Origin of the sequence: Herbaspirillum camelliae (genome assembly GCF_001929405.1) — a bacterium.
GTDB lineage: Bacteria > Pseudomonadota > Gammaproteobacteria > Burkholderiales > Burkholderiaceae_D > Herbaspirillum > Herbaspirillum seropedicae.
Map to the genome: position 1 here is coordinate 4,558,212 of NZ_KV880769.1, position 26,671 is coordinate 4,584,882.

General features: G+C 64.0%; 24 protein-coding genes. 9 read left to right on the forward strand and 15 right to left on the reverse strand.

Annotation, left to right across the window (positions count from 1 at the left end; all coding sequences use genetic code 11):
* Window positions 1-3: 3 nt before the first annotated feature.
* From BGK68_RS20365 to BGK68_RS20385, 5 genes are all read right to left on the reverse strand, one after another.
* Window positions 4-489, reverse strand: coding sequence for a GNAT family N-acetyltransferase (locus BGK68_RS20365; protein WP_075258585.1), 486 nt, complete (start codon window positions 487-489; stop codon window positions 4-6).
* Window positions 490-533: 44 nt separating this feature from the next.
* A complete protein-coding gene (locus BGK68_RS20370) occupies window positions 534-950 on the reverse strand; it encodes a GNAT family N-acetyltransferase (protein WP_013234526.1) in 417 nt (138 codons plus the stop codon).
* A gap of 158 nt (window positions 951-1,108) precedes the next feature.
* Window positions 1,109-1,891, reverse strand: coding sequence for an enoyl-CoA hydratase (locus BGK68_RS20375; RefSeq protein ID WP_069374096.1), 783 nt, complete (start codon window positions 1,889-1,891; stop codon window positions 1,109-1,111).
* An 18-nt stretch (window positions 1,892-1,909) separates the two neighbouring features.
* On the reverse strand, window positions 1,910-3,070 hold the full coding sequence (locus BGK68_RS20380; RefSeq protein ID WP_013234528.1) for an acyl-CoA dehydrogenase family protein: 1,161 nt from the start codon (window positions 3,068-3,070) through the stop codon (window positions 1,910-1,912).
* A 94-nt stretch (window positions 3,071-3,164) separates the two neighbouring features.
* On the reverse strand, window positions 3,165-6,749 hold the full coding sequence (locus tag BGK68_RS20385) for an indolepyruvate ferredoxin oxidoreductase family protein (RefSeq protein ID WP_075258586.1): 3,585 nt from the start codon (window positions 6,747-6,749) through the stop codon (window positions 3,165-3,167).
* A gap of 368 nt (window positions 6,750-7,117) precedes the next feature.
* On the opposite strand from BGK68_RS20385, the gene BGK68_RS27885 reads away from it, so the two are divergent.
* The 3 genes from BGK68_RS27885 to BGK68_RS20395 all read left to right on the forward strand — a co-directional run bounded on the left by BGK68_RS27885 (window position 7,118) and on the right by BGK68_RS20395 (window position 9,285).
* Window positions 7,118-7,267: a hypothetical protein gene (locus BGK68_RS27885; RefSeq protein WP_158035487.1), complete on the forward strand. Its 150-nt coding sequence runs from the start codon at window positions 7,118-7,120 to the stop codon at window positions 7,265-7,267.
* 71 nt (window positions 7,268-7,338) lie between these two features.
* Window positions 7,339-8,283 carry a sensor domain-containing diguanylate cyclase gene (locus BGK68_RS20390; RefSeq protein ID WP_233149366.1) on the forward strand — a complete coding sequence of 315 codons (945 nt, stop codon included), beginning with the start codon at window positions 7,339-7,341 and terminating at the stop codon, window positions 8,281-8,283.
* A 111-nt stretch (window positions 8,284-8,394) separates the two neighbouring features.
* Window positions 8,395-9,285 carry a PhzF family phenazine biosynthesis protein gene (locus BGK68_RS20395; protein WP_075258587.1) on the forward strand — a complete coding sequence of 297 codons (891 nt, stop codon included), beginning with the start codon at window positions 8,395-8,397 and terminating at the stop codon, window positions 9,283-9,285.
* 21 nt (window positions 9,286-9,306) lie between these two features.
* Here BGK68_RS20395 and BGK68_RS20400 read toward each other — a convergent pair whose 3' ends face one another.
* Complete coding sequence (locus BGK68_RS20400) at window positions 9,307-10,230, reverse strand: LysR family transcriptional regulator (RefSeq protein ID WP_075258588.1); 924 nt, start codon at window positions 10,228-10,230, stop codon at window positions 9,307-9,309.
* A gap of 140 nt (window positions 10,231-10,370) precedes the next feature.
* On the opposite strand from BGK68_RS20400, the gene BGK68_RS20405 reads away from it, so the two are divergent.
* On the forward strand, window positions 10,371-11,144 hold the full coding sequence (locus tag BGK68_RS20405; protein ID WP_075258589.1) for an SDR family NAD(P)-dependent oxidoreductase: 774 nt from the start codon (window positions 10,371-10,373) through the stop codon (window positions 11,142-11,144).
* A 181-nt stretch (window positions 11,145-11,325) separates the two neighbouring features.
* On the opposite strand, the gene BGK68_RS27640 is transcribed toward BGK68_RS20405, so the two are convergent.
* The gene (locus tag BGK68_RS27640) at window positions 11,326-11,553 is read right to left on the reverse strand and encodes a hypothetical protein (protein ID WP_143433126.1); all 228 of its coding nucleotides are present in this window, start codon (window positions 11,551-11,553) and stop codon (window positions 11,326-11,328) included.
* Between BGK68_RS27640 and BGK68_RS20410 the strand changes: the two genes are divergently transcribed.
* The 5 genes from BGK68_RS20410 (at window position 11,515) to BGK68_RS28075 (ending at window position 17,645) form a co-directional block, all read left to right on the forward strand.
* Window positions 11,515-12,387 carry a substrate-binding periplasmic protein gene (locus BGK68_RS20410; RefSeq protein ID WP_075259920.1) on the forward strand — a complete coding sequence of 291 codons (873 nt, stop codon included), beginning with the start codon at window positions 11,515-11,517 and terminating at the stop codon, window positions 12,385-12,387. The two genes, BGK68_RS27640 and BGK68_RS20410, sit on opposite strands and share 39 nt — an antisense overlap.
* On the forward strand, window positions 12,384-15,494 hold the full coding sequence (locus BGK68_RS20415) for a bifunctional diguanylate cyclase/phosphodiesterase (protein WP_075258590.1): 3,111 nt from the start codon (window positions 12,384-12,386) through the stop codon (window positions 15,492-15,494). The genes BGK68_RS20410 and BGK68_RS20415 overlap by 4 nt, the downstream gene beginning before the upstream one ends.
* Window positions 15,495-15,503: 9 nt before the next feature.
* Entirely contained in the window at window positions 15,504-16,211 is a 708-nt protein-coding gene (locus BGK68_RS20420) for a glutathione S-transferase N-terminal domain-containing protein (protein ID WP_013234535.1), read from the forward strand.
* Between the two features lie 106 nt (window positions 16,212-16,317).
* Window positions 16,318-17,424: an alpha/beta hydrolase family esterase gene (locus BGK68_RS20425; RefSeq protein ID WP_233149367.1), complete on the forward strand. Its 1,107-nt coding sequence runs from the start codon at window positions 16,318-16,320 to the stop codon at window positions 17,422-17,424.
* 65 nt (window positions 17,425-17,489) lie between these two features.
* Entirely contained in the window at window positions 17,490-17,645 is a 156-nt protein-coding gene (locus tag BGK68_RS28075; protein ID WP_198937237.1) for a hypothetical protein, read from the forward strand.
* 93 nt (window positions 17,646-17,738) lie between these two features.
* Here the strand turns inward: BGK68_RS28075 and BGK68_RS20430 are convergent, their stop codons facing one another.
* The 8 genes from BGK68_RS20430 to BGK68_RS20470 all read right to left on the reverse strand — a co-directional run bounded on the left by BGK68_RS20430 (window position 17,739) and on the right by BGK68_RS20470 (window position 26,633).
* Window positions 17,739-18,158: a hypothetical protein gene (locus tag BGK68_RS20430; RefSeq protein WP_407645733.1), complete on the reverse strand. Its 420-nt coding sequence runs from the start codon at window positions 18,156-18,158 to the stop codon at window positions 17,739-17,741.
* Window positions 18,159-18,246: 88 nt separating this feature from the next.
* Window positions 18,247-19,521, reverse strand: a complete 1,275-nt coding sequence (gene alaC, locus BGK68_RS20435; RefSeq protein ID WP_075258592.1) for an alanine transaminase — start codon at window positions 19,519-19,521, stop codon at window positions 18,247-18,249.
* 305 nt (window positions 19,522-19,826) lie between these two features.
* Window positions 19,827-21,098, reverse strand: coding sequence for a phenylacetate--CoA ligase family protein (locus BGK68_RS20440; protein WP_075258593.1), 1,272 nt, complete (start codon window positions 21,096-21,098; stop codon window positions 19,827-19,829).
* Between the two features lie 12 nt (window positions 21,099-21,110).
* Window positions 21,111-21,971: an ABC transporter ATP-binding protein gene (locus BGK68_RS20445; protein ID WP_085943924.1), complete on the reverse strand. Its 861-nt coding sequence runs from the start codon at window positions 21,969-21,971 to the stop codon at window positions 21,111-21,113.
* A gap of 67 nt (window positions 21,972-22,038) precedes the next feature.
* Window positions 22,039-23,370, reverse strand: a complete 1,332-nt coding sequence (locus tag BGK68_RS20450) for an ABC transporter substrate-binding protein (protein ID WP_198937238.1) — start codon at window positions 23,368-23,370, stop codon at window positions 22,039-22,041.
* Between the two features lie 87 nt (window positions 23,371-23,457).
* A complete protein-coding gene (locus BGK68_RS20455; RefSeq protein WP_075258594.1) occupies window positions 23,458-24,534 on the reverse strand; it encodes a branched-chain amino acid ABC transporter permease in 1,077 nt (358 codons plus the stop codon).
* Window positions 24,535-24,761: 227 nt separating this feature from the next.
* The gene (locus BGK68_RS20465; RefSeq protein WP_075258596.1) at window positions 24,762-25,676 is read right to left on the reverse strand and encodes a branched-chain amino acid ABC transporter permease; all 915 of its coding nucleotides are present in this window, start codon (window positions 25,674-25,676) and stop codon (window positions 24,762-24,764) included.
* Window positions 25,677-25,751: 75 nt separating this feature from the next.
* Window positions 25,752-26,633: an ABC transporter ATP-binding protein gene (locus BGK68_RS20470; protein ID WP_075258597.1), complete on the reverse strand. Its 882-nt coding sequence runs from the start codon at window positions 26,631-26,633 to the stop codon at window positions 25,752-25,754.
* Window positions 26,634-26,671 lie beyond the last annotated feature (38 nt).

The window sequence follows — 26,671 nt, forward strand, 5'->3', positions numbered from 1 at the left end:
CGCTCAGGCGCAGTCCAGGGCGTAGAAGCGGGTATCGACCACCATCACCGGGAAAGCGGCAGGCAGTGCCTCCTGCGCGATCTGCCTGAAGCCATTCTTTTCATAGAAGCGGTGCGCGGCCAGGAACTTGGCCGTGGTGCCGAGAAAGATCTGGCGCACGCCCTGCGCCCGCGCCCAGGCCACCGCCCCTTCCAGCAAGCGCGCCGCCGTGCCATGTTCCCGGCCACGATGGCTGGCCGCCACGAACATCTTGCGCAGCGCCACTTGTTCATTGCCAATGTCGAGCAGCGCAATCGTCCCGACCACCTTGCCCGCATCGAGCGCCACCCAGAAGTTGCCCCGCCCCTTCTGGTAGAAGCCGGGAATATCCTTCAGGTCGGGCTGGCCTTCCAGGGTGATGGGAATCTCGAACTCCTGTTGCTGGATCGGCAGGATGACATCGACCACGCCGCTGGCGTGCTCGGGAGAAAAAGCGTGTATCTGGATCATGGAAGGCAATGGAATGTGTAATGCATTGAGGGTGGCAGGTGGTCTCAGTCCACCAGCTCATGGCCGGGCGTCAGCTCCCAGCAGCGCGGGCTATGGGCGAAACCGATATGGGCGTAGTAATCGGTGGCTTCGGGCGCCGCCAGCAGGCGCAGGCGGCAGCGCGGCCCCAGGCGGCTGCGCGCATGGCGGATCAATTCCTTGCCGATGCCCTGGCGCTGGTAGCCGGTATCCACGGCCAGCTCCGACATGTAGCAGGCATAGACGAAATCGGTCACGCAGCGCGCCACGCCGATGAGGCGCTCGCCGTCCCAGGCAGTGGCGATGAGGTTGCCGTGCTCGACCATGGCCTGCATGCAGGCGCGGTCGTCCAGTGGGCGGCGCTCTCCCAGCGAGGTGCGGGAGAGGATATCGATGAATTGCTCCACCGTGATGCGGTGGTCGGTGCGATAGACGATAGGCATGCGCGGACTCGCTGGTGATCGAAGCCGCCCACGTTAACACAAAACGTCGACGCTCATCCAACAGCGGATCGCCCACGCAGGCATACCGCGCCAGGCCCGGGTTTCAGGCGTCAAACCAGGTCATGGTGCAGAAAACGTCAGCCCTTGCTCAATGGCTTTTACTGATTCTTCCATTGCGGACTGCGCTTTTCGAGGAAGGCCTGGACGCCTTCCTGCTGGTCTTGCGTATCGAAGAGATCGACGAACAGTTCGCGTTCGGTCTGCAGGATCGTGCCCAGGGGATTGTGACGCGCTCCCTGGATCAGCTGCTTGCTGGCCGCCACCGACGAGGGGCTCTGCTTTTCCGCCTGCTGCGCCAAGGCCAGCGCACGCTCGCGGGCCTGGCCGCGCGGCACCACTTCTTCCACCAGGCCGATGCGCAGGGCGGTCTCGGCATTGACGCGCTCGCCGCACAGGATCATGCGCTTGGCCCAGCCTTCGCCCACCAGCCAGGGCAGGTTCTGGGTGCCGCCCGCGCAGGGCAGCAAGCCCACGGCGGCTTCGGGCAAGGCCATCTGCGCCTGTTCCTCGGCGATGCGGATATCGCAGGCCAGCGCGCACTCCAGCCCGCCGCCCATGGCATAGCCATTGATGGCGGCAATGGAGACACCGCGAAACGCCGACAAGGTCTCGAAGGCTTCACCGAAGCGCCGCGCCATCTCGCGCGCCATGGCCTTGTCGCCATCGGCGAAGAGTTTCAGGTCGGCGCCTGCCGAGAAAAATTTCTCGCCTTCGCCCGTCACGACCAGGGTGTAGATGTCGCGGTCGGCGTTGAGCTCCTTGACCAGCCGCGTCAGGTCGGCCAGCGCCGCGCGGGTCCAGGTGTTGGCGGGCGGGTTGGACAGGGTCAGCACGGCGGTGTGGCCGGTCTTTTCCAGCTTCAGGTTGGTATAGGTGGTCATGCTCTTCCTTGCAATAGGTCAGCGGATGTCGTCGAGGTTGTCGCGGTCCAGCAGCTTGCGCGAGATGATGACGCGCATGATTTCATTGGTGCCCTCCAATATCTGGTGCACGCGCACGTCGCGGAAATAGCGTTCCAGCGGGTATTCACGGATGTAGCCATAGCCGCCATGCAATTGCAGGGCTTCGTTGCAGACCCGGAAGCCCAGGTCGGTGGCCAACCGCTTGGCCATGGCGCAATAGGTGGTGGCCTCGGGCGAACCGGCGTCCAGCTTGGTGGCCGCCAGGCGCACCATCTGGCGCGCAGCCACCAGCTCGGTCTGCATGTCGGCCAGCTTGAATTGCAGCGCCTGGAAATCGGCGATGGGGCGGCCGAACTGCTTGCGCTCCTTCATGTAGGCATGGGCCGCATCCAGCGCCGCCTGGGCCGCGCCCACCGAACAGGTGGCGATGTTGATGCGCCCGCCATCGAGCCCCTTCATGGCAAAGATGAAGCCCTGCCCTTCTTGCCCCAGCAGATGATCCGCCGGCACCTTGACGTTGTCGAAGCTGATGGTGCGGGTAGGCTGGCTGTTCCAGCCCATCTTGCTTTCCTTCTTGCCATAGCTGACGCCGGGCGCATTGCCCGGCACCACGATGGCCGAGACCCCGCGTGCGCCTTCGCCGCCGGTGCGCGCCATCACCACCAGCACATCGGTGCTGCCCGCGCCGGAGATGAAGGCCTTGGAACCGTTGAGGACATAATGGCCGTCCTCCAGCCGCGCAGTGGTCTTGAGCGAGGCTGCATCGGAACCGGAACCGGGCTCGGTCAGGCAGTAGGAGCCGATCTTGCGGCCCGCCGCCAACTGTTCGCACCATTGCGCCTTCAGCGAAGGCTGGCCCCAGCTGGCGATCATCCAGCTGACCATGTTGTGGATGGTGAGGTAGGCCGCCGTCGAGGTGCAGGCCCGCGCCAGTTCTTCAAAGACCACCGTGGCGTCCAGGCGCGAGAGGCCCAGGCCGCCATCGGCTTCGGGCGTGTAGAGCCCGCAGAAACCCAGCTCGCCCGCCTTGGCAATCACGTCCAGGGGGAAATGCGCCTCCTCGTCCCACTTGGCGGCGAAGGGCGCCATCTCGCCCGCCGCGAAGTCGCGTGCGCTCTGCTGGAAGGCGAGCTGGTCCTGGTTCAGTTCAAAATCCATGCTTGTCTCCTGTTCGTTGTCTTGTCTTGGCCTTGCGGGCTCAGGGTATCCCGCCAGTGGCCTGTAGCTTAATGGAAATCATGCAGGGCAGTTGTCACTGGCGCGACATTGATAACGACAGCGCGCCAGCCTCGGCTCCGGCCGCCTCTTCCAACCTTGACTGGCCGGCCTGTGCGAACACCGCCAGCAGTTGCTGCTGGCGCGTGCGCATGGCGTGCACGGCCTTCTGCTTGACGTGACCGTAGCCGCGCACCTGTTCCGGCAATTGCGCCAGTTCGATGGCCGTGGCCAGGTTGGCGGCCGTCAGGCGCGGCAGCAGATCCAGCACCAGTTGGCGGTATTGGACGATCAGCTCGCGCTCCATGCGCCGTTCTTCGGTGTGGCCGAACAGGTCCAGCAGCCCGCCGCGCAGGCCCTTCATGCGCGCCAGCAGCTTGAAGGCCTGCATCATCCAGCCGCCGTAGCGCGCCTTGAGCAGGTGGCCCTGGCCATCCTTGCGGGCCAGGAGGGGGGGCGCGAGATGGAAGCTGAGGCTGAAGTCGCCCTCGAACTGCTGCGCCAGTTCCTTCTGGAACTGGCCATTGGTATAGAGCCGCGCGACTTCGTATTCATCCTTGTAGGCCATCAACCTGGAGAGGTTGCGCGCCACCGCCGTGGCCAATTTGTCGCCGCCTAGCGCCGCCTCGGCGGCACGCACGGCCTCGACCACTTCCAGGAACTGGGCGGCATAGGCGGCGTCCTGATAGTCGGTGAGCAGGCTCACGCGGCGCTTGATGAGCTGGTCCAGGCTTTGCGGCAGATGCAGCAGCATCGGTTGCGCCGGCACGGCGATCTGTTCCACCCTGGCCAGATCGACGGCGGCGCGGCGGCCCCAGGCAAAGGCGGTCTTGTTGGCCTGCACGGCCACGCCGTTGAGCTCGATGGCGCGCAGCAGCGACGCCTCCGTCAACGGCAGTTCGCCGCGCTGCCAGGCATAGCCCAGCATGAACAGGTTGGTGGCGATGGAGTCGCCCATGAGGGCGGTGGCCAGGCGGGTAGCGTCGATGAAGTCGGCCTGCTGGCCCACCGATTCGACGATGAGCGCCTTGACCTCCTCGACCGGGAATTGCCAGTCCGGATTCCTGGCGAACTGGCCCGGCGGTTGCTGGTGCAGGTTGACCACCGCCCGGGTGCGACCGGGCCGCATCTTGGAAATGGCGTCGAAGGCGCCCGCAGTGAGCATGTCGCAACCCAGCACCAGATCGGCTTCGCCGGTGGCGATGCGCTGGGCGCGGATGGCGTCGCGGCGGGCGGCGATGCGCACGTGGGAAGTCACCGAACCATTCTTTTGCGACATGCCCGTCATGTCCAGCACCGACGCACCCTTGCCTTCCAGGTGCGCGGCCATGCCCATGAGCGCGCCGATGGTGATGACGCCGGTGCCGCCGATGCCATTGATGAGGATGTTGAAGGGCGTGTCGCAGGCCGGCAAGACCGGTTGCGGCAAGGGGCCGAAGTCATCCCGCTCTTCCTGCCGGGAGACGCCGGTGCGCGACTTCCTGAGCTTACCGCCGGTGACGGTCGCGAAGCTGGGGCAGAAGCCCTTCACGCAGGAATAATCCTTGTTGCAGGAAGACTGGTCGATGACGCGCTTGCGTCCCAGATCGGTCTCCAGCGGCAGGATGGAGGTGCAGTTCGATTGCACGCCGCAATCGCCGCAGCCCTCGCAGACGGCGGCGTTGATGAAGAGCCGCTGGTTGGGATCGGGATATTCCCCTTTCTTGCGGCGGCGACGCTTCTCGGCGGCGCAGGTCTGGTCATAGATGATGACGGTGACGCCAGGCAGCTCGCGCAGTTCGCGCTGGACCGCATCCATGTCCTTGCGGTCATGCACCGTGACGGCGGCGGGCAGGCTGCTGCGATCGGCGTAGCGGCCTGGGTCTTCAGAGACCAGCGCAATGCGCTGCACGCCTTCAGCGGCCATCTGCTGGGCGATCATCGGCACCGACACCGTGCCATCGACGGGCTGGCCACCGGTCATGGCCACGGCATCGTTGTAGAGGATCTTGTAGGTCATGTTGACCTTGGCCGCGACGGCGGCGCGGATGGCCAGGTAGCCCGAATGGAAATAGGTGCCATCGCCCAGGTTGGCGAACACATGCGGCACCTTGGAGAAAGGCGCCTGCCCGATCCAGGGCGCGCCCTCGCCGCCCATGTGGGTGGTCAGCTTGTTGAATTCGGGATAGATGGCCGTGGCCATCACATGACAGCCGATGCCGGCCAGCGCGAAGCTGCCTTCGGGCACCCGGGTGGAACTGTTGTGCGGGCAGCCTGAGCAGTAATAGGCCGGGCGCGGCGGTGTGTTGACGGCCTTGGACAGCACCGCGTCCTTGGCGTCGAGGAAGGCCAGGCGCGCCTTGATCAGGTCGCTGGTATGGAAACGCGCGATGCGCGCGGCGATCACGCGGGCGATCTGCGCCACCGAAAAATCGGCCTTGGAAGTCAGCAGCCACTCGCCGCGCGGGGCCACCCACTCGCCCTTCTCGTCGAACTTGCCGATCACGCGCGGGCGCACATCGTCGCGCCAGTTGTAGAGCTGTTCCTTGAGCTGATACTCGACCATCTGGCGTTTTTCTTCCACCACCAGGATTTCGTCCAGGCCCTGGGCGAACTCGCGCACGCCATCCGGTTCCAGCGGCCAGGGCATCGATACCTTGAACAGACGCAGACCGATCTCGGCCGCAAAGGCTTCGTCGATACCCAGTTCGGACAAGGCTTCCAGCACATCAAGATAGGATTTGCCGGAGGCGATGATGCCCAGCCGCGCCTTGGGGCTATCGATCATCACGCGGTTGAGGCGATTGGCGCGGGCGTAGGCGAGCGCGGCATAGATCTTGTAGTCCTGCATCAGCGCTTCCTGCTTGCGCGCCTGTACGCCCAGCGTGTCGGTGGAGAGCCGTGCATTGAGCCCGCCTTCGGGCATGACGAAGTCGCTGGGCAGCCTGATCTGGACGCGGAAGGGATCGGCATCCACCGAGGCGCTCGACTCGACCGTATCGGCCAGCGCCTTGAAGCCCACCACGCAGCCGGAATAGCGCGACATGGCCCAGCCATGCAGACCCAGGTCCAGGTATTCCTGCACATTGCAGGGATAGAGCATCGGGATCATCGATGCCGAGAAGATGTGGTCGGACTGGTGCGGCAGCGTCGAAGAGTAGGCGCCATGGTCGTCCCCGGCCACCAGCAGCACGCCGCCATGGGCCGAGGTGCCGGCATGGTTCATGTGCTTCAACACATCGCCGCAGCGGTCCACGCCGGGCCCCTTGCCGTACCACATGGCGTAGACGCCGTCATAGTCGGAGGGGCCGATCAGCTTGACCTGCTGCGTCCCCCATACGGCGGTGGCGGCCATGTCTTCGTTCACGCCCGGCTGGAACTTCACGCGGTGCGCCGCCAGATGCGGCTGGGCGTGCCAGAGCGCCTCGTCCAGTCCGCCCAGGGGCGAACCGCGATAGCCGGAAATGAAACCGGCCGTATTGAGGCCCGCCGCACGGTCGCGGATCTGCTGCAGCAGCGGCAGGCGCACCAGGGCCTGGATGCCGGAGAGATAGATGGCGCCGGTCGTGGCGGTGTATTTGTCGTCCAGGCTGACCGGGGCCAGCGGGACCTCATCGGTAGAGGGGGCGAGGACGGTAGGCAAGCCGTCTTTCGCAAGGGGGGCCGCTTCAGGAGTATCGGAAGACACCGAAGACTCCGGAGAAGGGACCGGCCAGTGAGCGCTCACTTGGGTCGCAGCCTGGTCGCAGCCGCCAACGCCTTCTACGGTAGGCGTGGTCGCTGCGGCAGGCTCAGCTGCCGAACGGATCTGCATTGCTTGTCTCCAAAATTTTTGTTTCAGATAGCGTCTGCCATTACTGCGCCGGGTACGGTGCATCACTGCCAGACACTTCGACCGTGGTAGCGGTCAACACAACAATCTCCGTCTCGAAAACTGCTGTGACTGAAGTCTATCCGCAGGGCTGGAGAATCCGGAAATACCGAATGAGGATAGGGGTATAAGAAAAAACGATGACCCACCCGTTTGCAGAAGAAAAATGGGTTACAGCAACTTTCTACACAGCAATCCCGAGCAGTTCCCGCAAGGGTTTGCGCCGCTTCTTCAGCTTTTTGACAGCAAGGCGCGCTATGCTTGCCGGCACATTTTTTGTGCTGCACTGACAGCATTTCCCGACGACAAGCAAAGCGCCACAAAGGCGCAACGAACCGCAACGAAAGCGCCACGAAGAATCATGAGCAACCCGACCCAGGACCAGATGGAACCCGACAGCGCCGTCTACAAGACCTTGCTGGAATCGACCAAGGCGATTCCCTGGAAGATCGACTGGAGCACCATGCAGTTCACCTACATCGGCCCGCAGATCGAGCAGTTGCTGGGCTGGACCCCGGAGAGCTGGAAGACGGCCGAGGACTGGGCCATGCGCATCCACGCAGAAGATCGCGAGGCGGTGGTCAACTTCTGCATCTCGCAATCCAAGGCCGGCGCCGATCACGAAGCCGACTACCGCGCCCTGACCCGCGATGGCGAACACATCTGGATTCGCGACGTGGTGCACGTGGTGCGCAACCCTGACGGCAGCCCCAATGCGCTCATCGGCTTCATGTTCGACATCACCGAGCGCAAGAAGACCGAGGCGCGCCTGATCGAATTGCAGAAGGAGCTGGAGGCGCTGTCCTATCGCGATGGTCTCACCAACGTGGCCAATCGCCGCATGTTCGATTCAGCGCTGGAGGTGGAATGGGCCAATGCGGTGAGTACGCGCGCGCCGCTGTCGCTGATCATGCTCGACATCGATTACTTCAAGCAGTACAACGACCATTACGGCCATATCCGTGGCGATGAATGCCTCAGGCAGGTAGCGCAGCTGTTGAGCCAGAGCGCCACCCGCAGCCGCGATTTCTTTGCACGCTATGGCGGCGAAGAGTTCGTGCTGATCCTGCCCGAGTGCGATGAAAAGGCCGCCCTGCAGGTGGCCCAGCGCTGCCGTGCGCTGATCAACGAAGCGGCCATCCCGCACGCCAGATCGCAGATTTCCGAGCACATCACCATCAGCCTGGGCGTGACCACCATACTGCCCTCGCCCATGGACCAGCGCATCGCTTTCCTGGAACAGACCGACCGCCGCCTGTACCGCGCCAAACAGCTGGGCCGTGACTGTATCGCCGTGGACGAGTGAACTGTATCTGTCTTGCTGCGGGAGCCGTGGCTACAATCGGCCTTCCTGCTTTCGGTGGCCACGTCCTCAAGACCGCCTCCCGGAGGCTCATCAACCCGCTGCGAGACTTCCATGCCTGCCACCTACGCCTATCGCCTGCTCAATGTCTTCGCCGAATCGACCTTCGGCGGCAATCCCCTGTGCGTGTTCGAAGACGCCCGTGGCCTGGATGACGCCACCATGCTGGCGCTGGCGCTGCAGTTCAATCTCTCCGAGACCACCTTCATCCTGCCCTCGACCGTCGCCGATGCGCGGGTGCGCATCTTCACCACCGGCTACGAGATGCCCTTCGCCGGCCATCCCACCCTGGGCAGCGCCCACGTCGTGCGCGACTTGCTGGGCGGTGGCGATGCACTGACGCTGGAATTCAAGGCCGGGGTCGTACCGGTGCAGGCGCGCGGCGATATCTGGACCTTCACCGCGCCCTGCCCCGGCGGCCCCAGGACCACCCCGGCCGCGCTTTCGCGCGCCCAGACGGCAGCGCTGCTGGGCTTGCAGGAAAGCGACCTGGCCGGCGATCCGGTGTGGGTCGATACCGGCGCCGACCAGTTCCTGGTGCCGCTGAAGACGCCCGAGGCGGTGCGCCGCGCCCGGCCCGACAGCAGCCGTCTGGAGCAGTGGCCGGTCAGCAGCCTGGGGCGCAAGACCGCCTATCTGTTCGCCTTCGATCCGGCCGAACCGGGTCAGGTGCTGTCGCGCTATTTCTTCACCAAGCAAGGCGGCGGCGTAGCCGAAGACCCGGGCACCGGTTCGGCCTGCGCCAACCTGGGCGGTTGGCTCCTTGCCAATGGCCACCCCTTGCCGGCGCGCCATGCCATCGACCAGGGAGCGGCGGTGGAGCGCCCTTCCCGTCTGTATCTGGACGTGTCCGAACAAGGCGCGATCCGCGTCGGCGGGCGCGTCATCGAGATCGGGCGCGGCACGGTCAGCATCGAACCGGTGGGACGCACCCTGCTGGCCTGATGTCCGCTCGTGCTGGCCGCATCAACGGGTCAGGCCGCCTTCCTCGGTCAGCGGGAAGATCAGGGCATGCAGCCAGTCCATGAAGGCGGCCAGCCGCGCCGGCACATGGCGACGGCTGGCATAGAGCAGGCTCACCGGCATGGGGGCGGGGCGATATTGCGGCAACACCTCGACCACGTGGCCGCCATCGAGCATCTGCCGCTTCTGCGCGCCCACCAGCGGCAGCTGGATCAGGCCCAGTCCGGCCAGGCAGGCGGCGTAATAGGTCTCGGTGCTGTTGACGGTGATGCTGCCGGCCATGGGCAGGCTGCGGGTCTGCTGGCCGTCGAACCATTCCCAGCCGGGTGAACGCCCGCCCAGCACCTGGCGGTAATGCACCAGCCGGTGCTGCGCCAGGTCCTCCAGCGTCTGCGGCGTGCCATAACGCTGCAGGTAATCCGGGCTGGCGCAATTGATCTGCACCAGATGGCCGATGGGACGGGCCACCAGCGAGGAGTCATCCAGCGTGCCGGTGCGCAGCACGCAATCAAAGCCCTCGGCCACCAGGTCCACGCGGCGGTCGCTGGCCGACAGCTCGATCTCCAGTTGCGGATGCTTTTCGAGGAAGCCCGGCAAGGCCGGCAGCACCACCTCGCGCGCCATGGCGCTGGACATGTCCACCCGCAACCGACCGGTCAAGGCCTGGGCGCCATCGTGGAACATGCCCCGCAGCGACTCGAACTCGTCCAGCAATTCCCTGCTGCGCCGGTAGAAGGCCTCGCCGTCGGCGGTCAGTTGCACCCGCCGGGTGGTGCGCTGGAGCAGGCGCGTGCCCAGCATCTGCTCCAGTTGCTGGATGGCCAGCGACACGCTGGCATTGGGCAGGCCCAGCTGGCGCGCCGCACCGCTGAAGCTGGCCAGTTCGGCCACGCGCTGGAAGATCCTGAGGGTGTCTAGCTGATGCATGATCCTGCCCGGGAGTAGATGGATGATTATTATTGAATATTGAAAAGTCTAATAGCAATTACGAAATTTATTAAGAAAAATCTTCTCAATATACTGGGCTCCGTTGTCCATCACTTCATCCCAACACCAAGGAGCCTCACATGAATACCCCCACCCAAGCCCCCCGCATTGCCCTGATCACCGGCGGCAGCCGCGGCCTGGGCAAGAGCGCAGCCGTGCATCTGGCCCGCGATGGCGTCGGCGTCATCCTCACCTATGTCGGCAACCAACAGGCCGCCGAGTCGACCGTGGCGGAACTCCAGGCGCTGGGCGCCGTGGCCGTGGCGCTGCGACTGGACCTGGCCGACAGCGCCAGCTTCCCCGCCTTTGCCCAGGCCGTGCGCGAGGCGCTCAAGACGCACTGGCAGGCCGAGCACTTCCACTACCTGGTCAACAATGGCGGCATAGGCATGCATGCCACCATCGAGGAAACCAGCGAGGCGGTCTTCGACGAGCTCTTCAAGGTCCATCTCAAGGGCCCCTTCTTCCTGACCCAAGCGCTGCTGCCGCTGCTGGCGCAGGGTGGCCGCATCATCAACATTTCCAGCGGACTGGCGCGGTTCTCGCTGCCTGGCTATGCGGCCTACGCCAGCATGAAGGGCGGGATCGAAGTCATGACGCGCTACATGGCCAAGGAGTTCGGCGCGCGTGGCATCGTCGTCAACACCGTGGCGCCGGGCGCCATCGAAACCGACTTCGGCGGCGGCCGGGTGCGCGACAATGCCGAACTCAACAGCTTCGTGGCCAACCAGACCGCGCTGGGCCGGGCCGGCCTGCCTGACGACATCGGCGCGGCCGTTGCCTCGCTGCTGCGACCGGACAATGGCTGGATCAATGCCCAGCGCGTGGAAGTCTCGGGCGGCATGTTCATCTGAAGCGCTTCGTCCTTGCCTACGCCGCTCTGGGCGTAGCGGACGTACTGACGAGCTGGCGCAGCGCTGCAGCGCTGCGCGGCTGCGCAGTTGCCCCTGCGCCCACCTCCCTTAAATGCTGTGGAAAGCGCCCCGCATTATGTTGCACATTGGAATGTGCTCGGGTAACATCCCCCGACGTTGATCAGGCGCTAAGCCAGTGCTGTTGCGCCTTCCGGCACAATTGTTGGTTAGAGTTGTCATACCACATGACCAGTTTTCCTTCAGGTCCGGAAATCAGTAAATGAATAAAAACGGTTGCTACGCGACCGTTCAGGGAGGGATGTCGGAGGGGTTCGAACGCATCGTTGCGCCACGCCCCGGCCGCATCCGAATGTTGAGCATCCATTGGGGGGGCGGTATTTTCAGTCATTTCTTTCGCCAGCGCGTCCTGCGCGTCTGCGCGAGCGCGACCATAGTGAGTCTGGCGCTGTCTGCCTCCCCCGCCAGCCTGGCCGCAAGCCCTTCTGCCGCATCCGGCCCCGACTGCTCGCGTCCCTATACGCTGGCGCTGCACGATCACGGCCTGCTCTATTCATCGGCGACCGACACCGGCATCGACAAGGACTTTGCCGATGAACTGATCCGGCGCAGCGGCTGCAAGGTCAATGTCAGCCTGATGTCGCGTGCGCGCATCTGGCAACTGATCGAATCCGGCGCGCTCGACTTCAGTCTCTCGGGCATCACCAATGCGCAGCGTGACCAGTTCGCCTCTTTCGCCTGGTACTTCAGCAACAAGTACTACCTGCTGGTGCGCAAGGACGCCGGCGTCACCAAGCTGGCCGACGTGGCTCGCAACGAGCGTTTCCAGCTGGGCGTCATCCGTGGCTTTCGCTACAGCGCCAACGCCAACCGCATGGTGGACCAGCTCACCGCCAGCAATCGCGTGAGCCAGGCCGGCGGGCTGGAGCCGCTCTACGACGCCCTGCTGCTCGACCGCATCCAGGGCATGATCATGGAGCCCTTCGACTATCCCGTAGTCCAGGAAAAGCGCATCCGCGAGGCCACCACCATCATCAGCTTCGATGATCCTTCGGTGCCGCATGGCCTGATCATGTCGCGCAAGGCCTTGTCGCCCGCCGAGCAGGACAAGTGGCGCGCCCTGGTCGATGGGATGCTGGCCGATGGCACGGTGCTGCGCATCTTCCAGAAATACTTCAACGCAGAACTGGCGGCCTCCATGGTTCAGTTCCAGAGCAAGCCGTGAACTGGATACGCCTGATCCTGCTGCCGCTGGTGATCCTGGTCACCGGCCTGGGTGTGACCTGGACCGCCTGGAACCACGAGCGCGAAGCCGCCAACAAGGAACTGCACACCCAATTCGCCTCGGTGCTGCGCGAGACGGTCAGCCGCATCGAACAGCGCATGGCGTCCTACGAACAGATGCTGCATGGCGTACAGGGCCTGGTAGCGGCCACTGGCGCGATCGACCGCAACCAGTTCCGCGACTACGTCCAGGCGCTCAACCTGGACGCCAATTTCTCCGGCATCCAGGCCATCGCGGTGGAAGAATGGGTGCCGGCTGCGGCCTTGCCTGCACATCTGGCGCGCATGGAGCGGCAAGGCCTGGAGGGCGGCTACCAGATCCTGCCCGCTGGCGAACGCAGCGCCTATGCCCCGACCGTGCTGCGCGAACCCTATGTGGGGCGCAACCGCTTGCCCTTCGGCTTTGACCAGTGGTCCGATCCGGTGCGCCGCAGCGCCATGGAAAAGGCAAGGGATTCCGGCATGGCCACCATCTCCGGCAAGGTCGAGGTGCTGGCCGCCGATGGCCAGCGCTATCCCACCTTCATGATGTACCTGCCGCTCTATGAGCGCGGCCAGCGCCCGACCACCATCGCACAACGGCGCGCCAGCCTGGTCGGCTGGGTCCACGCCACCTTCCGCATGAGCGACGTCATCGCCAGCCTCTATGGCGAGAATTCGCACACCATCGTCTTTTCCCTCTACGACGGCGTACAGGCTACGCCAGAGGCCCTGCTCTACCAGTCGCGCCAGCACGACGAAGCGCCGCAGGCAACGCGCCTGTCGGCCGATGAATACCTGGTCGTGGGCAACCACAACTGGACCCTGACGCTGCGCACCAACGCCGCCTTCCATGCGCAATTCGGACGCAATGCCGAACCCCTCATCGCCACCACCGGCATTGCCATGAGCCTGAGCCTGGCCCTGCTGGCCTGGCTGATGGTATCGAGCCGGGTGCGGGCGGTGCGGCTGGCGCAGAAGATGACGGCCGAGCTGCGCGCCAGCGAAGAACAGTTCCGCGCCATCGCCGATTGCACCGTCAACTGGGAAGTCTGGTGGGGCCTGGATGGACGGCCACGCTGGATCAACCACGCGGTGCTGGACTACACCGGCTACACGGTGGAGGAATGCCTGGTCATGGACGACTTCATCGGCACCATTGCCCACCCTGAAGACGAGCCGCGCATCCGCGCCGAACTGGCCCGCTGCATGGACGGCCAGAAGCGTGAAGACGTCGAACTGCGCTGCGTGCGCAAGGATGGCTCGGTGTTCTGGCTGGCCTTGTCGTGCGCACCGATCCATGATGCCCAGGGCCGCTTCACCGGTTTTCGCACCAGCAGCCGCGACATCACCGATCGCAAGCAGATCGAGGCCGAGCTGCGCATCTCGGCAGTGGCCTTCGATTCGCGCGAGGGCATGCTCATCACCGACGCCAACAGCAAGATCCTGCGCGTGAACAAGGCCTTCACCGAGATCACTGGCTATAGCGCCGAAGAGATCGTCGGCAAGCACCCCAACCTGCTGCGCTCGGACCGTCACGGTCCGGCTTTCTTCCAGGAGATGCGCGAGAGCATCCGCCGCTTCGGCAAGTGGCAGGGCGAGATCTGGGACCGTCGCAAGAACGGCGAGGTCTATCCCGAATGGCTGACCATCTCGGCGGTGAAGAACAAGGACCAGCAGGTCACCCACTACGTGAGCACCCATCACGACATCAGCGACCGCAAGCTGGCCGAGGAGCGCATCCGCGAGTTGGCCTTCTTCGACGCCCTGACCCGTCTGCCTAACCGCACCCTGCTGCTGGATCGGCTCAAGCAGGCCATCGCCCTCTCGTTGCGCACCAAGACCTGCGCGGCCCTGCTGTTCATCGACCTGGATCACTTCAAGACCTTGAACGACACCATCGGCCACGAAAAGGGCGACACCCTCCTGAAACAGGTCGCCCAGCGCCTGCTGGCCAATGTGCGTGAAAACGATACCGTGGCGCGCGTGGGCGGTGACGAATTCGTGGTGGTGCTCGAAGGCCTCAACGAGCTGCAGCAGGAAGCGGCCACCCAGACCCGCGCCATCGGCGAGAAGATCCTCACGGCGCTGGGCTCGACCTACCAGCTCGACGACGTCGAATACCGCACCACCGCCAGCATCGGCGCCACCGTCTTCCTGGGTCGCGCGGCCTCGGTGGATGAGCTCATGAAACAGGCCGACCTGGCCATGTACAAGGCCAAGGAAACCGGCCGCAACGCCCTGCGCTTCTTCGACCCGGCCATGCAGACCGCCGTGCTGGAACGCGCCACCCTGGAAGCGGGCCTACGCAAGGCTATCGACGGCAACCAGTTGCTGCTGCACTACCAGCCGCAGGTGGTCGAAGGTGGTCGCGTCACCGGCGCCGAAGTGCTGGTGCGCTGGCAGCATCCGCAGCGCGGCATGGTGCCGCCGGGCGATTTCATCCCGCTGGCCGAAGAGACCGGCCTGATCCTCTCGCTGGGCAACTGGGTGCTGGAAACCGCCTGCCGCCAGTTGGCCACCTGGGCTACGCACCCGCAGATGGCCGACCTGAGCATTGCCGTCAACGTCAGCGCGCCGCAATTGCGCGAGCCCGACTTCGTGCAGACGGTGCTGGACACCATCGAGCGCACCGGCGCCAATCCGCGCCGCCTCAAGCTGGAGCTGACCGAAAGCCTGCTGGTGGACAACGTCGAAGACATCATCCAGAAGATGTTTGCCCTGAAGGCCTATGGCGTGGAGTTTTCGCTGGACGATTTCGGCACCGGCTACTCCTCGCTGTCCTACCTCAAGCGGCTGCCGCTGAATCAGCTTAAAATCGACCAGTCCTTCGTGCGCGATGTCCTCATCGACCCCAACGACGCCTCGATTGCCAAGACCATCGTCAACCTGGCCCAGAGCCTGGGCCTGGGCGTCATCGCCGAAGGCGTGGAAACCGACGCCCAGCGCAGCTTCCTGGCCGATGCGGGGTGCCATGCCTACCAGGGGTATTTCTTCTGCCGTCCGGTGACGGTGGAGGTGTTCGAGAAATTCGCGCAGGAATTCGATCCCCAATTTTCTGCTGCCTAGGAAACCCTCATGCCCCACGCCCTGTCCTCTTTCGCCATCGACCAGAAATGGCCGGCCCAGCACCCTGACCGCATCCAGCTCTATTCGCTGCCCACGCCCAATGGCGTGAAGGTCTCGATCATGCTGGAAGAAACCGGCCTGCCCTACGAAGCCCACCTGGTGAGCTTCGAGACCAATGACCAGATGTCGCCGGAGTTCCTGTCGCTGAACCCGAACAACAAGATCCCCGCCATCATCGATCCCAATGGTCCTGGCGGCCAGCCGCTGCCCCTGTTCGAGTCGGGCGCGATCCTGCTGTACCTGGCCGAGAAGACCGGCCAGTTCCTCCCCGCCGATGCCGCCGCGCGCTACCAGGTGATCCAGTGGGTGATGTTCCAGATGGGCGGTGTGGGCCCGATGTTCGGCCAGTTGGGCTTCTTCCATCGCTTTGCCGGCAAGGAATACGAGGACAAGCGTCCGCGCGACCGCTATGTCAACGAGTCCAAGCGCCTGCTGGGCGTGATGGACAAGCGCCTGGCGCAGAGCCAATGGCTGGGCGGCGACGCCTACTCCATCGCCGACATCGCCACCTTCCCGTGGATCCGCAACCTGATCGGCTTCTATGAAGCCGCCGACCTGGTGGGCTTCCAGGACTTCCCGCATGTGGCGCGGGCGCTGGAGGCCTTCGTGGCGCGGCCAGCTGTGGTGCGCGGCCTGAACATTCCGGCACGCGGCTAGACCCGACCCTGCCAGCCCTGCGGCGCAGGGTGTAAATCGCTTTGCGCCGGGGCGGCCCTCGCGTTAACATGGCGACAATATCCTGCCAACGCCCCAGCGCCTGCCTATGACGATCCGCCTGCTGTCCCGCCTGCGTCCTTTCCACCTTCTCGGCCCCATGCCGCGCCTGGTGCGGCTGTACCGGCGCGGGAGGATGGCCTGCCTGTTGGGCCTGGCACTGGGCGCAGCGGCGCTGTCCCCGGCCCAGGCGGTCGATCTGTCGCTCAAGACCATCCGTGTAGGCAATCTCTCGCGCGCCTATTTCTCTGAACGCACCAGCGTGGGCGAAGCCCGTCCGCTGATCATCGCCCTGCACGCCAGCGGTTCCAGCGGTTCGCTCATGGCGCGCGCCACCGGCCTGACCGAGATCGCCGAGGCGGCCGGCTACATGATCGTCTACCCCAACGGCACTGGCCTGGCCATCGACGCCCGCACCTGGAATTCCGGCGGCTGCTGCGGCTATGCCCAGATGCACAAGGTCGATGACGTGGCCTTCCTGCGCGCACTGGTCGAGAAGCTGGCCAAGGATGGGCTGGCGGACCCGCAACGGGTCTATCTGGTGGGCGTGTCCAATGGCGGCATGATGGCCTATCGCATGGCCGCCGAGGCGCCCGGACTGTTCAAGGCGGTGGCGGTCGTCAGCGCGGTGCTGGATGTGTCGCCAGAGACGGTCAAAGCACCCATGCCGGTGTTGCACATCCATGGCAGCGAAGATCCCTTCATTCCCTTCCTGGGTGGGATCGGCAAGCAGGAAGTGTCGCAATTGCCGCGCATCTCGGTGGCCCGCACCATCGAGACCTGGGTCAAGGCCAATGGCGCCGAGCCGCGTCCTGCCGTGACCGACATCCCCGATAGCGCCAACGATGGCACCACCATCCGGCAATACACCTATCGCAGCAAGACCGATCCGCAGTCCGTGGTGCTCTACGAAGTCAAGGGCGGCGGCCACGCCTGGCCGGGCGCGGTCATACCCATCGTCAATGGCGGCAAGTCTTCGCAGAACATGGATGCTTCGCGTACCGTCGTGGATTTCTTCAATGCCCACGGCGGCGGCCGCAGCGATGAACCGGCCGACGAGAACCTGCCGCCGGGCGCCAAGCCGCTGCCGGCTGCAACGCCAGCCCCGGCGGTCGCGCCCACGCCACCTCCCTCACCCACCCGTCCGGCACGTTGAATGCGGCATGCCGGCGCAAATCGCACTATCATTACGCCAGCATAAAAACCTTCACCGCCAAGACAATGAAAAGACTCATCACCAGCATCCTGATCGCCGTCGTCCTGTACTTCCTGATGCCGTTCGTGCTCAAGTTCGTCCCGCATTACCGGCTGGCGGTGTTCTGCATCACGGCAGGCATCGTTTCCTTCGCCATCTCCGCCCTGATGGACAAGACCTGACGCTCCCCATGCCGCCATGAAGAAACGGCCGCCACGTCATCGACGTCGCGGCCGTTCTTGCTGGATCGGATAAATCAGATCAGCGCAGGAAGATCAGCACTCACCCTTGCGTGCATGGCCTGGCGGACAATCGCGACCCGGGCCCGGGCCTGGCCCTGGACCATGGTCATCCCAGTCCTCATGATGCGGCCCGCGCCCCGGTGGCGGACCACCGCGCCAGCCGCCGCGATCCAGCTCCCAGCCATGCGGACCCTGACGCCAGACCGGCTGGGAATAGACGTAACCGGGGCGCTCGCGCACCCACTGGCCTTCGCGCCAGAAATGACGATAACCGTCCCAGTCCCAGTAGCCCGGCACCCAGACGAAACCATGGCGTGGCGGCGGCAGCGGTTCAGCGCGCGGCGGCGGCGGTGCGCCGATGTTGATGTTGACCGACACTTGCGCCTGAGCAACGGGAGCGAGGGCCGCTGCAGCACTGAGCGCTACGAGACTGGCGAGTATTATTTTTTTCATCATCTAAGAAAATCATCGGGTGAAGGTACGAGTCAGACTACGCCCACGCCTGCACAGTTCCAGGCTGCGCAGGCGGGTCACAGCGCGCTCAGCCTCCCTTGGCGCTCTTGAACATGGCCTTGATGCCGCGGATGGCCTGGCGGATGCGCGACTCATTCTCGATGAGGGCAAAGCGCACGTACTCGTCGCCGTATTCGCCAAAACCGATGCCGGGCGAGACGCAGACCTTGGCCTGTTCCAGCAGGATGCGGGCGAACTCCAGCGAGCCGAACTGGCGATAGGGTTCGGGAATGCGCGCCCAGATGTACATGGACGCTTTGGGCACATCGACCATCCAGCCCGCCTCGTGCAGGCCCTTGACCAGGACATTGCGCCGTCTTTCGTAATTGGCGCGGATCTCTTCCACGCAAGACTGGTCGCCCTCCAGCGCCGCAATGGCCGCCACCTGCACCGGCGTGAAGCTGCCATAGTCGTGATAGCTCTTGATGCGCGCCAGCGCCGCCACCAACCGCGCATTGCCGACCATGAAGCCGATCCGCCAGCCGGCCATGTTGTAGCTCTTGGAGAGCGTGAAGAATTCCACCGCGACCTCGCGCGCGCCCGGCACCTGCATGATGGACGGGGCTTTCCAGCCATCGAAGGTGATGTCGGCGTAGGCCAGGTCATGCACCACCAGGATCTGGTGTTCGCGCGCCAGCTTGACGACCCGCTCGAAGAACTCCAGCTCCACGCATTGCGCGGTCGGGTTGGAGGGGAAGCCCAGGATCATCATCTTGGGCTTGGGGTAGCTCTCGCGCACGGCGCGTTCCAGCTCGTCGAAGAAGTCCACGCCCGGGCTCATGCGCACCGAGCGAATATTGGCGCCGGCGATGACCGCGCCATAGATGTGGATGGGATAGCTGGGATTGGGCACCAGCACGGTGTCGCCCTTGTCGAGCGTGGCCAGCATCAGGTGCGCCAGGCCTTCCTTGGAGCCGATGGTGACGATGGCTTCGCCGTCGGGATCGAAATCAACCTCGTAGCGACTGCGGTACCAGTGCGCGATGGCGCGGCGCAGGCGCGGAATGCCCTTGGAGGAGGAATAACCGTGGGTATCGGGGCGCTGCGCCACTTCCACCAGTTTCTCGACGATATGCGGCGGCGTGGGGCCATCGGGGTTGCCCATGGACATGTCGATGATGTCCTCGCCGCGACGGCGAGCCGCCATCTTCAGTTCGGCGGTGATATTGAAGACGTAGGGCGGCAGGCGTTCGATGCGCGGGAAGCTGACCGGAAAGGCGTCGGGAGAAACGGCGGGGGAAGAAGAAACAGCGGAAGCGTCAGGCGTGCGCGAGGGATCGCGCGAATCGGCGGATTGCGTCATGGAGGTCTTTCACGTAAGCGCCCGGAACCGTCCGAGCGACGTTGGAACTGATGTTCCGTTTCCGATTTTATGCGCGAAGCTTCACATTCACAAGCGCAAATCGCCTTGAAAGCCTGATTCCCAACCTCGATATTCATCTACCCGCCATTTTCCGCTCAACCACCTACCGTTCGGACTGAGTAGGCCCGCCAGGGCCGTATCGAAGGCGCACATGAGGCGCAACCGCCGCAGCGCCTTCGATACGCGGCAGCGCCGCTACTCAGTCCGAACGGGTGTGGGTGGTACAAGCGATGTCGACGGCATGGCTATTCGTACTTGCGCGCATCTTCGATGACCTTTCCGTCATTGGGCAAGCTACCCGGAGCCACCAGCAACACATCGCCCCGCAGCTTGGTCACCTCGCGCAGGCTGCCAGCCAGCGCGCCCACGTCGATGGCGGGATTTTCCGGATCACCCACTTCGCAATGCAGGGTCATGATGTCATTGGCCATCTCGCCGGAGACCACCAGCCGCGCCCGCAAGACATCGGCATGCCGCCGCAGCACGTCGGCCACCTGCGAAGGATGCACGAACATGCCGCGCACCTTGGTGGTCTGGTCGGCGCGTCCCATCCAGCCCTTGATGCGGGTATTGGTGCGCCCGCAGGGAGAGACGCCCGGCACCACCGCCGACAGGTCGCCAGTGCCGAAGCGGATCAGCGGATAGTCGGGATTGAAGGACGTCACCACCACCTCGCCCACTTCGCCTTCGGCCACCGGGTCGCCAGTGCCAGGCCGCACGATTTCCAGGATCAGCGCTTCGTCCAGCACCATCCCCGGATGCACCGCGCCTTCGCTCATGGTCTCATAGGCGATGTTGCCGATATCGGCGGAGGCATAGAGCTGCAGCACCTGCGGCACGCCATGTTCATGGAACCAGTTGCGCAGCGACGGCGGCAGCGCCTCGGCGCTGACCAGGGCGCGCTGCACGCTGGTGATATCCGCGCCCATTTCCTGCGCCTTCTCGATGATGATCTTCAGGAACGAGGGTGTGCCCACGTAGGCATCGGGCTTGAGGGCCGCCATCGCATTGACCTGCAATTCGGTCTGGCCGATGCCGGCCGGAATCACCGCGCAGCCCAGCCGGGCCGCCGCGCCCTCGACCATGAAGGCCGCCGGCGTGAAGTGATAGGCAAAGCAGTTCTGCAGGATGTGTCCGGCCTGCAGTCCCAGCGCCTTCATCGGACTGGCAAAGCGCCACCAGTCAGCGCCGTGGCCTTCCGGATCGAAGATCGGGCCGGGCGAGACGAAGAGCCGCCGCAACTGCCGCGTGGGCGTGGCATTCAAGCCGCCGAAGGGACGCTCGCGGGTCTGCAGTTCCTTCAGGTCGGACTTGCGCGTGACCGGCAACTGCGCCAGGGCCGCACGCGAGCTGATAGCCGCCGCATCGACACCCCCAAGGATGCGCGCCCAGCCCGCAGCGCTTTGCGCGCGCGCCAGCAGTTGCGGCAGCGCGTGCATCAACTGTTCTTCACGCTGTTGTGGATCGCGCCGCTCCAGCGCATCCAGTTCAGCCGCTACCTGTCTGGGATCGGACATGTCGCCCTCCCCTTACGCCAGCCAGCGCTTGCGGCGGCGGTAGAACTTCATGTCGCGGAAGTTCTTGCGGCCAGCCCCGGAGACGCCGAGGTAGAACTCCTTGACGTCTTCGTTATCGGCCAGTTCGCTGGCTGCACCTTCCATCACCACACGCCCGTTTTCGAGGATGTAGCCGAAGTCGGCATAGCGCAGCGCCACCATGGTGTTCTGCTCGGCCAGCAGGAAGGAGACCTTTTCCTTGCTGTTCAGGTCCTTGACGATCTCGAAGATCTCTTCGACGATCTGCGGGGCCAGGCCCATCGAGGGTTCATCCAGCAGGATCATGGACGGCTTGGCCATCATGGCGCGGCCGATGGCCGTCATCTGCTGTTCCCCGCCCGAGGTATAGCCGGACTGCGACTTGCGGCGCACCTTCAGGCGCGGGAAATAATCGTAGATCTTTTCCAGTTCGTGCTTCACCTCTGCGTTGCTGATGCCGCGCGTGTAGGCGCCGGTGAGCAGGTTTTCTTCGACGGTCAGATGGCCGAAGCAATGCCGCCCCTCCATCACCTGGATCACGCCGCGCTTGACCAGGTCATTGGGCGTCATGCGGTCCACGCGCTCGCCGCGGAACTCGATGCTGCCCTTGGTCACGTCGCCGCGCTCGGCGTGCAGCAGGTTGGAGATGGCCTTCAAGGTCGTGCTCTTGCCCGCGCCATTGGCGCCCAGGAGCGCCACGATCTTGCCCTCGGGCACGTCCAGCGAGACGCCCTTCAAGACCAGGATCACGTGGTCATAGATCACTTCGATGTTGTTGATGGCCAGCGCCTTGGCCACCGTTGCCGGGGCAGCGGAAGGGACAGCAGCACTGGTCTGGATCGGTGTGGCATTCATGGTCATTCGCATTCCCAAAAAAGCACCGGCGGCCGTGGGAGACGAGCAGAGCCGCCGGCGCAAGCGCCTACTTCATGCAGGCAGGAGTGATGCCTTTTTCTTTTGCGTATTTCGCCGCAGACGCCTTGAAGAGCGGGTGGATCAGGTTCTTGTTGCCCTCGATCCAGTCCGATACCAGCACCCACTTGCTGCCATCCCATTGCTGGATCTTGACCTTGCCGGAACCTTCATGGTTGTCGCAGGAAGTCTTGATCTCCGGCAGCAGGCCGGTCGCGCCCAGGGCCTTGAGGCGCGCATCGGTGATGTTGAGGTTTTCAAAGCCCCAGCGCACCTGCTCGCCGCTCATGACCTTGCCCTTGCCATATTTGCCCTGGGCTGTGCGCACCGCTTCCACGGTGGCGATGGCCGCCGAGACGCCACGGTTGTAGAGGATGGAACCGAGCTTGTTCTTGTCCTGCATGTTGCCCTTGCCCGCACCATAGACCACCTTGTCGATGTCGGCGATCACCGGCACATCCTTGCCGGCCACGTTCCAGGTAGCCGACAGGTAGCCCTTGGCGGCTTCACCAGCAGGGATGGTGTCTTCTTCCGAACCGGCCCACCAGGAACCGACGATCTTGTCACGCGCATAGCCGACCTTCTGCGCCGCCTTCAGCGCGGTCTGGTTCATCACGCCCCAGCCCCAGAAGATCACGTAGTCCGGATTCTCCTGGCGGATGCGCAGCCACTGCGCGCCCTGCTCGTTGCCAGGGTGCGCCACCGGGATTTCCACCAGCTTGAACTTGCCGATGGAGGATTCCGCCTGCAGCGCCACGATGGGTTCCTTGCCATAGGCCGAGTCGTGATAGAGGAAGACGATCTTCTTGCCCGCCAGCGAGCCATTGTTCTTGCCGGCCAGGTACTTGACGATGGCCGAGACCTGCATCTGGTAGGTCGTCACCAGCGGGAAGGCATACGGGAACACCGAACCATCCACCGCATCGGTACGGCCATAGCCGATCATCACCAGCGGCACCTTGTCTTCGGCGGTCTTGTCGATCAAGGCATAGGAGATGCCGGTGGCCATGGGGTTGATGGCGGTACCGTGGGTGACCGGGTTCTTGTTCTTCATGCGCTCGTAGCACTCCACGCCCTTGGCGTTGTTGTACTCGGTCTCGCATTCTTCCCAGGACAGCTTGACGCCATTGACGCCGCCTTCCTTGATGTTGACGTAGTTGAGGTAATCGACGTAACCGCCGTAATACGACTGGCCGTTGGTGCCGTAAGGTCCGACCCGGTAGCTGGGGATGGCGATGAACTGGTCGCTGGCCTGCGCCAGCGCCGGGGTCGCCGCCGACAGCAGGCTGGCGGCGCAGGCGGTGGCCAATAGCAACTGCCGCAGATGCTTGATGCTCTTCATGGTCTCGTCTCCTTTATGTTGTCGTTGCCGACTTTTATCGGACGCCGATGCTCCGGCCTCCTCCTAGCTCCTTGCTTGCTGCGGCGCTCAGTGCGGGAACGGCCACAGGCGCAGTTTTTCCTTGGCGATCTGCCACAGTCGCGCCAGTCCGTGCGGCTCGGCGATCAGGAAGAAGATGATCAGCGCGCCAAACACCATCATCTGGATGTGCGACACGGTGGCATTGGTGAAAGGCAGGTGCAAGAGCGCTGCCAGCGGCGGCAGCGCGTTGTCGAGGAAGATCGGCAGCAGCAGGATGAAGGCCGAGCCCAGGAAGGAACCGAGGATGCTGCCCACACCGCCGATGATGATCATGAACAGGATGCGGAAGGACAGGTCCAGCGAGAAGCCGTCCGGCTCCACCGACCCCAGGTAGCAGAAGGCATACAGTGCGCCGGCCACGCCGCAGTAGAAGGAGCTCACCGCAAAGGCGGTCAGCTTGGTGCGCATCAAGGGGATGCCGATCACTTCAGCGGCCACGTCCATGTCGCGCACGGCCATCCAGGCGCGTCCGGTGCTGGAACGCACCAGGTTCTTGGCCACCAGCGCCAGTACGCTCACCACGGCCAGCACGAAGAGATACTTGCGCACCGGGGTATCGATGGCGATGCCGAAGAAATCGATCTTGGGTGTGCTGATCACGCCCGAGGAAGAATTGTTGGAGAACCAGGGAAACTTGGTCAGCGCCCACACCACGAAGAACTGCGCCGCCAGCGTGGCCACGGCCAGATAGAAGCCCTTGATGCGCAGCGACGGCAGCCCGAACAGCACACCCACCAGCGCCGCGCAGCCACCCGAGAGCAGCAGCGTGGCGACGATGGGAATGCCCTCCACGCGTAACTGGAAGTTGTAGGCTGCATAGGCGCCCACCGCCATGAAGGCCGCCGAGCCCAGCGAGAGCTGGCCAGCGTAACCGGTCAGTACGTTCAGGCCGAGGGCGGCCAGGGCAAATACCAGGAAGGGCACCAGGATGGCCGAGAACCAGTATTCGCTGCCCAGCAAGGGCACGCCCACGAAGGCGAACACCATGAACAGCGTAAAGATGATGCGATCCTGGCGGATCGGGAAGATCTGGCTGTCGGCGATGTAGCTTGTCTTGAATTGTCCTGCTTCACGGTACAGCATTGCGTTCTCCTTGTTCCTGTCCCTGCACTTGCCTGATCCATCTCATACCGTTCGGACTGAGTAGGTCCGTCAGGGCCGTATCGAAGACTCTCCTGCGCTCGTCGCCCACACAACCGTCTGCGCGCCTTCGATACGCGGCTCTGCCGCTACTCAGGACGAACGGTTGTCTGGGCATCATCTGTTCCAACCAACCCATCCATATTTCCAACGTTGAAAGCAGCGCCTCTTCATACACGGTCAATATGCCGCTCGCCAAACAGTCCCTCCGGCCGCACCAGCAGGAACAGCAGCGCAAACACATACGGGAACCAGCCCTCGATGCCGCCGAAGTTGCCGCCGAAGGCGTCCTGCATCACCGGCGGAATGTAGATCTCGGCCAGCTTCTCGGAGGCGCCGATGATGAGCCCACCCACGATCGCTCCGGGAATCGACGTAAAGCCGCCCAGGATCAGCACCGGCAAGGCCTTCAGCGCCGTCATGGTCAGCGCGAACTGCACGCCATTGCGCGAGCCCCACAGCAGTCCGGCAATCAGCGCCACGAACCCGGCCACGCCCCACACCACGGCCCAGATGTGCTGCAGCGGAATGCCCAGCGACAGCGCCGCCTGATGATCGTCGGCCACCGCACGCAAGGCGCGGCCCACTTTGGTCTTCTGGAAGAACAGCGCCAGCGCCGCCACCAGCGCCACCACCATGCCGGAGGCAAAGAGGTCGAACTTGGAAAGACCGATCCCGATGCTGTCCATCACCGACTGGATCGGTTCATCGACAATGCCCAGGTCGATAGGCCGCACCTCGCTGCCGAACAGCAAGGGGCCCAGGCCTTCCAGGAAAAAGGTCAGGCCGATGGTGGCCATGAAGAGCGTGATCGGCGGCTGGTTCACCAGCTTGCGCAGCACGAAGCGCTCCGTGGCCAGGCCCACCAGGATCATCACTACGAAGGCCCCGATGATGGCGGCCCACATCGGCATGCCCTTTTCCATCAGCCCCACCACCGCCAGGGCGGCGAAATACACCATCGCACCCTGGGCGAAATTGAACACGCCCGAGGCCTTGTAGATCAGCACGAAGCCCAGCGCCACCAGGGAATACATCAGCCCCGAGAGCAAGCCGCTCAGGGTGACTTCGAGGAAGAATTGCATGTCGTCTCCTTGCCTGCCATGTCCATATCGTTTTTATTTTTTATATTGTTGTTGCTTTTCCGAAGCGGGCCGCCTTCAGTGGGAAGTCCCAAGGTAAGCCTTGATCACATCCTCATTGGCCATGACCTCGTCGGGCGTGCCGTCGCCGATCTTCTTGCCGTAGTCCAGCACCACCACGCGGTCCGAGATATCCATGACCACGCCCATGTCATGTTCGATCAGCACGATGGTAGTGCCGAACTGGTCATTGACGTCGAGGATGAAGCGGCACATGTCCTGCTTTTCTTCCACGTTCATGCCGGCCATGGGTTCGTCCAGCAGCAGCATGTGCGGTTCGGCCGCCAGCGCCCGCGCCAGCTCCACGCGCTTCTGCAGGCCGTAGGGCAAGCGTCCCACAGGGGTCTTGCGGATGTGCTGGATCTCCAGGAAGTCGATCACCTGCTCCACCTTGCGGCGGTGCTCGATCTCTTCGTTGCGGGCTGCACCCCACCACATCGCATTGGACAGCAGGCCCGAGCGCATCTTGGTATTGCGCCCGGTCATGATGTTGTCCAACACCGTCATGCCCTTGAAGAGCGCGATGTTCTGGAAAGTACGCGCGATGCCCTGGCGGGCGATGGCGCTGGGATGCATGCCCGCGCGCGGCTGGCCGCGATAGAAGATGCGTCCTTTCTGCGGATGGTAGACGCCGTTGATGACGTTGATCATCGAGCTCTTGCCGGCGCCATTGGGGCCGATGATGGCGCGGATCTCGTGTTCGCGCACGTCGAAGGAGATATCGGTCAAGGCCTTCACGCCGCCGAAGGACAGCGAGATGTTCTGCAGGTCCAGGATGACCTCGCCGATGCGGCGGCCATTGGCGGCCACCGCAGGCGCCTGGTCATCGGGACTGGCCACGGGCGGCAGGCCCGAGGGCAGGATTTCGGAAGACAGGTGTCGTTTCATGGTCGTGTTCATTCAGCGATGGTCTGGTCGGGCTACGCTGCTGGCCGGGC

What these genes read in the sequence shown, in the direction of transcription:
- BGK68_RS20365 (WP_075258585.1), bottom strand. Translation starts at nt 489, where the DNA reads ATGATCCAGATACACGCTTTTTCTCCCGAGCACGCCAGCGGCGTGGTC.
- BGK68_RS20370 (WP_013234526.1), bottom strand. Translation starts at nt 950, where the DNA reads ATGCCTATCGTCTATCGCACCGACCACCGCATCACGGTGGAGCAATTC.
- BGK68_RS20375 (WP_069374096.1), bottom strand. Translation starts at nt 1,891, where the DNA reads ATGACCACCTATACCAACCTGAAGCTGGAAAAGACCGGCCACACCGCC.
- BGK68_RS20380 (WP_013234528.1), bottom strand. Translation starts at nt 3,070, where the DNA reads ATGGATTTTGAACTGAACCAGGACCAGCTCGCCTTCCAGCAGAGCGCA.
- BGK68_RS27885 (WP_158035487.1), top strand. Translation starts at nt 7,118, where the DNA reads ATGACCCACCCGTTTGCAGAAGAAAAATGGGTTACAGCAACTTTCTAC.
- BGK68_RS20390 (WP_233149366.1), top strand. Translation starts at nt 7,339, where the DNA reads ATGAGCAACCCGACCCAGGACCAGATGGAACCCGACAGCGCCGTCTAC.
- BGK68_RS20395 (WP_075258587.1), top strand. Translation starts at nt 8,395, where the DNA reads ATGCCTGCCACCTACGCCTATCGCCTGCTCAATGTCTTCGCCGAATCG.
- BGK68_RS20400 (WP_075258588.1), bottom strand. Translation starts at nt 10,230, where the DNA reads ATGCATCAGCTAGACACCCTCAGGATCTTCCAGCGCGTGGCCGAACTG.
- BGK68_RS20405 (WP_075258589.1), top strand. Translation starts at nt 10,371, where the DNA reads ATGAATACCCCCACCCAAGCCCCCCGCATTGCCCTGATCACCGGCGGC.
- BGK68_RS20410 (WP_075259920.1), top strand. Translation starts at nt 11,515, where the DNA reads ATGTTGAGCATCCATTGGGGGGGCGGTATTTTCAGTCATTTCTTTCGC.
- BGK68_RS27640 (WP_143433126.1), bottom strand. Translation starts at nt 11,553, where the DNA reads ATGACTGAAAATACCGCCCCCCCAATGGATGCTCAACATTCGGATGCG.
- BGK68_RS20420 (WP_013234535.1), top strand. Translation starts at nt 15,504, where the DNA reads ATGCCCCACGCCCTGTCCTCTTTCGCCATCGACCAGAAATGGCCGGCC.
- BGK68_RS20425 (WP_233149367.1), top strand. Translation starts at nt 16,318, where the DNA reads ATGACGATCCGCCTGCTGTCCCGCCTGCGTCCTTTCCACCTTCTCGGC.
- BGK68_RS28075 (WP_198937237.1), top strand. Translation starts at nt 17,490, where the DNA reads ATGAAAAGACTCATCACCAGCATCCTGATCGCCGTCGTCCTGTACTTC.
- BGK68_RS20430 (WP_407645733.1), bottom strand. Translation starts at nt 18,158, where the DNA reads ATGAAAAAAATAATACTCGCCAGTCTCGTAGCGCTCAGTGCTGCAGCG.
- alaC (WP_075258592.1), bottom strand. Translation starts at nt 19,521, where the DNA reads ATGACGCAATCCGCCGATTCGCGCGATCCCTCGCGCACGCCTGACGCT.
- BGK68_RS20440 (WP_075258593.1), bottom strand. Translation starts at nt 21,098, where the DNA reads ATGTCCGATCCCAGACAGGTAGCGGCTGAACTGGATGCGCTGGAGCGG.
- BGK68_RS20445 (WP_085943924.1), bottom strand. Translation starts at nt 21,971, where the DNA reads ATGAATGCCACACCGATCCAGACCAGTGCTGCTGTCCCTTCCGCTGCC.
- BGK68_RS20450 (WP_198937238.1), bottom strand. Translation starts at nt 23,370, where the DNA reads ATGAAGAGCATCAAGCATCTGCGGCAGTTGCTATTGGCCACCGCCTGC.
- BGK68_RS20455 (WP_075258594.1), bottom strand. Translation starts at nt 24,534, where the DNA reads ATGCTGTACCGTGAAGCAGGACAATTCAAGACAAGCTACATCGCCGAC.
- BGK68_RS20465 (WP_075258596.1), bottom strand. Translation starts at nt 25,676, where the DNA reads ATGCAATTCTTCCTCGAAGTCACCCTGAGCGGCTTGCTCTCGGGGCTG.
- BGK68_RS20470 (WP_075258597.1), bottom strand. Translation starts at nt 26,633, where the DNA reads ATGAACACGACCATGAAACGACACCTGTCTTCCGAAATCCTGCCCTCG.